General features: G+C 52.2%; 1 rRNA gene. It reads right to left on the bottom strand.

Annotated elements, in window-relative coordinates:
- Positions 1-1,550 (bottom strand): 23S ribosomal RNA (locus BLQ39_RS15450); the annotation flags it as partial.
- Between the last annotated feature and the right edge of the window lie 229 nt (positions 1,551-1,779).

Below are 1,779 nucleotides of genomic sequence, written 5' to 3'. Positions count from 1 at the left end.
ATTAGCTTGGACGGTTCTTCATCAGTACGGGAATATAAACCCGTTGTCCATCGACTACGCCTGTCGGCCTCGCCTTAGGTCCCGACTTACCCAGGGCGGATTAGCCTGGCCCTGGAAACCTTGATCTTTCGGAGGACGGGTTTCTCACCCGTCTTTCGCTACTCATGCCTGCATTCTCACTCGTGTAGCCTCCACGGCTGGTTTACACCGCCGCTTCGCTGGCCACACGACGCTCTCCTACCCATCAACACGGCTGAACCAACCACACAAGGTGGCGGCTTACCAAAAATATTAATGCCACAACTTCGGTGGCGTGCTTGAGCCCCGTTACATTGTCGGCGCGGAATCACTTGACCAGTGAGCTATTACGCACTCTTTCAAGGGTGGCTGCTTCTAAGCCAACCTCCTGGTTGTCTGTGCAACTCCACATCCTTTCCCACTTAGCACGCGCTTTGGGACCTTAGTTGGTGGTCTGGGTTGTTTCCCTCTCGACGATGAAGCTTATCCCCCACCGTCTCACTGCTGCGCTCTCACTTACCGGCATTCGGAGTTTGGCTGACGTCAGTAAGCTTTTGGGCCCCATCGGCCATCCAGTAGCTCTACCTCCGGCAAGAAACACGCAACGCTGCACCTAAATGCATTTCGGAGAGAACCAGCTATCACGAAGTTTGATTGGCCTTTCACCCCTATCCACAGCTCATCCCCTCCATTTTCAACTGAAGTGGGTTCGGTCCTCCACGACGTCTTACCGTCGCTTCAACCTGGCCATGGATAGATCACTTCGCTTCGGGTCTAGGACATGCGACTGAATCGCCCTATTCAGACTCGCTTTCGCTACGCATTCCCCTCTCGGGTTAAGCTCGCCACATATCACTAACTCGCAGGCTCATTCTTCAAAAGGCACGCTGTCACCAGAACAAAGCTGGCTCCAACGGTTTGTAAGCAAACGGTTTCAGGTACTATTTCACTCCCCTCCCGGGGTACTTTTCACCTTTCCCTCACGGTACTTGTTCACTATCGGTCATGTAGGAGTATTTAGGCTTATCAGGTGGTCCTGACGGATTCACACGGGATTTCTCGGGCCCCGTGCTACTTGGGATACTCTTCGGGCGATTGCTGCATTTCGACTACGGGGTTCGCACCCTCTATGACCAGGCTTTCAATCCTGTTCGTCTATACAACGTTCTAACCCTCACTGTTCGGCAGAAGCAGCAGAAAAGTCCCGCAACCCCGACCATGCAACGCCTGCCGGCTATCACACATGATCGGTTTAGCCTCATCCGGTTTCGCTCGCCACTACTAACGGAATCACTGTTGTTTTCTCTTCCTGTGGGTACTGAGATGTTTCACTTCCCCACGTTCCCTCTACCCGCCCTATATATTCAGGCGGGAGTCACCAGGTCACCTTGCGGGCCTGGCGGGGTTTCCCCATTCGGAAATCCTCGGATCAAAGTTCGTTTATCAACTCCCCGAGGCTTATCGCAGATTACTACGTCCTTCTTCGGCTCTACATGCCAAGGCATTCACCGTTTGCTCTTAGAAATTTGAAATCACATGAGTTTGAATCGATTAAGTGTCGCGAATAAATTCGCGACCGAAATTGACCAATGATCAACGCATCAGTTCCCGAAGGAACGATATTTGCGTTGGTCTTTGTAATTTGCGGACCAAAAGGTCCGTCAAATTTAAGATGCTCGCGTCCACTGTGTAGTTCTCAAAGTACGGGCGGTACCTCCGCTCATCCCCGAATGATGGGAACAAGAAAAGGTCCAGAAGGAA

The organism is Cryobacterium psychrotolerans, from assembly GCF_900101115.1.
Taxonomy (GTDB): domain Bacteria; phylum Actinomycetota; class Actinomycetes; order Actinomycetales; family Microbacteriaceae; genus Cryobacterium; species Cryobacterium psychrotolerans.
This window is presented reverse-complemented; position numbering and strand designations above follow the sequence as displayed.